General features: G+C 55.8%; 4 protein-coding genes. All 4 read left to right on the plus strand.

Annotated features, from left to right (window positions below; translation table 11 throughout):
* The first annotated feature begins 92 nt into the window (after positions 1 to 92).
* The 4 genes from nrdF (at position 93) to QP868_RS11925 (ending at position 4809) form a co-directional block, all read left to right on the plus strand.
* Positions 93 to 1121, plus strand: coding sequence for a class 1b ribonucleoside-diphosphate reductase subunit beta (nrdF, locus tag QP868_RS11910; protein WP_016664111.1), 1029 nt, complete (start codon positions 93 to 95; stop codon positions 1119 to 1121).
* A 215-nt stretch (positions 1122 to 1336) separates the two neighbouring features.
* Positions 1337 to 2557: an ATP-binding protein gene (locus QP868_RS11915; RefSeq protein WP_034372399.1), complete on the plus strand. Its 1221-nt coding sequence runs from the start codon at positions 1337 to 1339 to the stop codon at positions 2555 to 2557.
* A 222-nt stretch (positions 2558 to 2779) separates the two neighbouring features.
* Positions 2780 to 3742 (plus strand): Abi family protein, encoded by a 963-nt coding sequence (locus tag QP868_RS11920; RefSeq protein ID WP_284926777.1) that lies wholly within the window; start codon positions 2780 to 2782, stop codon positions 3740 to 3742.
* Between the two features lie 341 nt (positions 3743 to 4083).
* Positions 4084 to 4809, plus strand: a complete 726-nt coding sequence (locus tag QP868_RS11925; RefSeq protein ID WP_210382969.1) for a type I restriction-modification system subunit M — start codon at positions 4084 to 4086, stop codon at positions 4807 to 4809.
* Positions 4810 to 4841: the final 32 nt, after the last annotated feature.

Raw genomic sequence — 4841 nt, forward strand, 5'->3', positions numbered from 1 at the left:
GCCCGTGCTGCGCGCGCGGGCGCACCGCGCGCCGTCCGCGCACTCCGCGCACTGACCACCAGACACCACTAGTGAAAGAGCTTTATTGAACTATGACTGATCCGTTGAACACCGACCGCCCGCTGCAAGAGATCTCGGTCACCCCGCCGTCGTACCGCCACGACCCGGCAGCGCGGCTGCGCCCCATTAACTGGAACCGCGTCACCGACGACAAAGACCTCGAGGTGTGGAACCGTCTGACCGCGAACTTCTGGCTGCCAGAGAAGGTGCCGCTGTCAAACGACATCCCCGCGTGGCAGAAAATGACCCAGGAAGAGCGCACCCTCACGATGCGCGTCTTCACCGGTCTGACCATGCTCGACACCGTGCAGGCAACTGTCGGTGAGATCGTGCAGATCCAAGACTCCCGCACCGAACACGAAGAGGCCGTCTACACCAACATTGCGTTCATGCAGTCGGTGCACGCCCGCTCGTACTCCTCGGTGTTCTCAACGCTGACGAGCACCCCGGAAATCGACGACGCCTACCGCTGGGCAGTTGCCAACGATCTGCTGCAGGAACGCTGCAAGAAGGTGCTGCACCACTACTACGGCGATGATCCGCTCAAGCGTAAAGTGTCTTCGACGCTGCTGTCGTCGCTGCTGCTGTACGCAGGGTTCTACCTGCCGCTGCACTTCTCGGTGCACGCGACGCTGACGAACACCGCAGACATGATCCGCCTGATTCTGCGTGACAAGGCAGTGCATGGTTACTACTCGGGTTACAAGTACCAGCGCGGACTCGAGACGCAGAGCAAAGAGCGTCAGGAAGAGATGCGCAAGTTCACCTTCGACCTGCTGGAAGAGCTCTACGAGCTTGAGCTGCAGTACTCGGGTGAGCTGTACGAGCCGCTCGGCCTGATGGACGACGTTGCCGTGTTCGTGCGTTACAACGCGAACAAGGCGCTGATGAACCTCGGTTACCCGTCGCGGTTTACCGCTGAAGAGACCGAAGTGAACCCTGAGATTCTCGCGGCGCTGTCACCTGGCAGCAACGAAAACCACGACTTCTTCAGTGGATCAGGATCGAGCTACATCATCGGTAAGGGCGAAGACACCACCGACGACGACTGGGACTTCTAGGCTCAAGGGCTTAACGGCTCGAGGGCTCAGCGGCTCGATTCGGGCCGCACCGTCCGAATAGCGCACCGCGGGTTGGACGCTGGCACACGCCGGCAACCTTCCCGCGGTGCGCTGTTTTGTGCCCGAGCCAGCGCGATTCTTGTCGACTATGATCGACAAAACCTCCGCAAAGTAGCAGCTTGTCGACTATACTCGACAAAACAGGGAGGTTTGTGGTGGACAGAATCATTGAACGCCCGAGATACTTTTCGCGGATCCAGCCCTTTATCGACAAACCCCTCGTGAAGGTGCTCACCGGTGTGCGTCGCTGCGGCAAATCTACGATTCTGCAGCAGCTGCAAGAAGTGATTCGCGCGGGCAGCGCTGATCCACAAGTGTTTGCGATGAATTTTGAGTCCGCTGACGGGCTTCACATCACAGACGCAGCGGCGCTGCTACGGCGCATCGAAGCCGAAAACCTCAACAAAAACACCCGCGCGTATTTCTTCTTTGACGAAATTCAGCAGGTCGCCGACTGGGAGAAAGCCATCAACGCGATCCGCGTCGACTATGACGCAGATATCTATGTCACCGGGTCGAATTCGCGCATGCTTTCCGGTGATCTCGCCACACATCTTGCCGGTCGCTACGTTGAGTTCTTGATCCAACCGTTTTCGTTTGCGGAATTTGTCGAGCTGCACCGCCAAAGCGACCGCACACTGAGCGAACACTTCCAGCACTTTGTGCAGTTCGGCGGTTTCCCGGCGTTGAAATACTTCAACCTCGACCGGGAACCCTCGCTCGACTACCTTGACTCGGTGTACAACTCGGTTGTGCTCAAAGACGTGATTGAGTATCACCAGATCCGCGACGTCGACATTTTTCACCGCATCGTCGGTTACTGCTTCGCAAATATTGGAAAAACCTTCTCGGCGCAGTCACTGGTGCGTTTTTTCAAAAGCGAGGGGCGCACCGTTTCGGTTGATACCGTGTTGAACTACCTTGAGTTTTGCGTGAACGCTTTCTTGATTTATCGGGTTCCGCGCTTTGACATTGCGGGGAAGGCGAGGCTTCGGGCAACTGAGAAGTACTATGCGGTGGATCACGGTTTTCGTGAAACGCTCGGCCTTTCGAACCAGGCCGACATTGAGCTGACCCTCGAAAACATCGTGTGCGTGGAGCTGCTTGCGCGCGGGTACGAGGTAAGTGTCGGAAGAGCCGGCGCGCGCGAGATTGACTTCATCGCCCGCAAAGGTTCCGACACTGAGTACTTCCAGGTGAGTTACCTGCTCGGCAGCCAAAACACCGTCGACCGCGAGTTCGGTGCCTTTCGCGGGGTTACCGACAACTTCCCGAAAACCGTGCTGAGCATGGACCAGTTCGACATGAGCCGCGACGGGATCCAACACAAAAACATTATCGAGTGGCTTGTCGAGCCCTCACCGTTGCACAGCTAGGTGTCATCGCCTAGCCTGAATACCAACATGACCGGTACCGCTACCCATTTTGGTGGGAGCCCAGGGCCGGTCTTTGTTTTTCTCGATCTAGCCGTCATGCTCCTGTAGCCAAATGAGGCCACCCAACGCGCTGGGGCCGTGGCATTATTTAGGTAATCGTTCAGCCCGCTTCGACCATCAGGTTGGAGACGGGCTGGATTTCTTTCGAGGCATGAAAACCCGATGAAGAAGATCAAAAATCCCACCACGGTTGAAGTGCAGATTGCCCTCATGCGCTCACGAGGGATGGAGCTCAACGAATCCCTAGCAAGGCAGTGGCTGTCTAGCGTCTCTTACTACAGGCTGTCCGGGTATTGGTACGCCTACCGGATTCTCCCAGAGCCTGAAGACCCCAAACAGCCGCAACGCGCCGACAGCTTTGTGCGAGGCACGAAGTTCGAAGAAATAGTCGCTCTCTACGAATTCGACCGTAAAATGCGCACACTTATTTACGATGGGATTGAGCGGATTGAGGTTGCGCTACGTGCACGGATCGGCGAACTACTCGTCGCGAAAGGAGCCTTATCTTACAAAGATCCAGGTATCTTTCGTGAGGATTTCCGGCATCAAGACTGGCTAGAGACTGCTGAGAAGCGTGTGGATCGCGAGCGAAAACGTAACCGCGCTGTGGCTCACTACAGTGTCAACTACGGGGATTACCCATTCTGGGTTCTTGCTGATGTCCTTGATTTTTCCGATATTTCCATCCTCTTTGATGGCCTCACTCTTGATGATCAGCGGAGTATTGCACACAGTTTCGGTTTCTTTGGCGACGTCGATCGATTGAACTCTAAGCAGAAGAAGAGCTACTACAACCAAGATCCCCTCGCTCGATGGTGCGAACAACTCACCGTTCTGCGAAACACAGGTGCACATCACGGCCGCGTATGGAACCGCCACTTCACCCCGGCAGCGACGAATGCTTTCCGAACGATACAAGAACTGTCTTGTCTCCCGAAGGGGCAAAGTGAACGGCTCTTCGGCGCTCTCACTGCCATAGCATTCATGCCTCGGAGCGTCTCTCCGGGATCCACCTGGGTAAAAAAAATTCATAGACTGATTGCGGAGGAATATGAGCCCCTGGAACTACGGAAAATCGACGAGATGGGTTTCCCTGATGACTGGAATGGAGTCTCCAGTAGCTAGAACGTGGCTTCCTCGCCATCCCTAAGGGTTGAGGTTGAACACCTCAACAAATGGATCAAGCGGCCCACGAATCCTGGCGTAGTCTTGGCGCTTATTCTGCCCATAAAGAGTTAGTCGCACATGGTGAGGCTTGATGACAAGCCACATCGACGAGCGACAAAACAGCTACAGAAGCAATTGCTATACCAAGGCCTACCGCATTTCAGAGTAGACCGCGGGGCGGCGTGGATCTGTACGAATGTCAGTGCTGCGGGCTACTGTGATTTCTATGGTTCCCGGTTCGGAACCATAAGGCGCGGAACAACCTCCGCAGCCAAGCACTGTGACAAGGAGTTTCACGGATGAACAAAGAGCAGCAGCGTGCCGCGCTCCACAAAACCATCTGGCAGGTCGCGAACGATCTACGCGGATCAGTTGACGGCTGGGACTTCAAATCCTATGTGCTCGGCGCACTGTTTTATCGTTTCATCTCGGAAAACCTCACCGCGTTCATCAACAAGGGTGAGCGCGAAGCCGGCGATCCGAACTTTGATTACGCAAAGCTCTCTGACGAAGACGCAGAGTTCGCCCGTCCGAGCATCGTCAACGACAAGGGCTTTTTCATCTTGCCGTCCGAACTGTTCGAAAACGTCAGGAAGCGAGCAGAAAACGACCCGAACCTCAACGAAACTCTCGAGGCGGTGTTCCGAGACATCGAAGCTTCTGCGGTGGGGGCCCGAAGCGAACACGACATCAAAGGTCTGTTTGACGACTTCGAGGTCAACCACTCACGCCTTGGCAACACCGTTGCGCAGCGAAACGCAAAACTCGTGAAGCTGTTAAACGCGATTGGGGATCTCCCTCTCGGCGGTGAGTACGCAGACAACTCCATTGACCTGTTCGGCGACGCTTATGAGTTCCTCATGCAGATGTACGCCTCCAACGCCGGTAAATCCGGGGGCGAGTATTACACCCCGCAAGAGGTTTCAGAACTGCTCGCCCACATCGCCATTGACGGTAAGAAGCGTGTGAACCGAGTGTATGAAACTTTCATGCAACGCTGGATACAAACGCGCGCGAACTACTGACGAACCCGGACTTCGCGCTCATAGCGCAGTCC

This window comes from Brevibacterium sp. UMB1308A (genome assembly GCF_030230605.1).
Taxonomy (GTDB): domain Bacteria; phylum Actinomycetota; class Actinomycetes; order Actinomycetales; family Brevibacteriaceae; genus Brevibacterium.

What these genes read in the sequence shown, in the direction of transcription:
- nrdF (WP_016664111.1), top strand. Translation starts at nt 93, where the DNA reads ATGACTGATCCGTTGAACACCGACCGCCCGCTGCAAGAGATCTCGGTC.
- QP868_RS11920 (WP_284926777.1), top strand. Translation starts at nt 2,780, where the DNA reads ATGAAGAAGATCAAAAATCCCACCACGGTTGAAGTGCAGATTGCCCTC.
- QP868_RS11925 (WP_210382969.1), top strand. Translation starts at nt 4,084, where the DNA reads ATGAACAAAGAGCAGCAGCGTGCCGCGCTCCACAAAACCATCTGGCAG.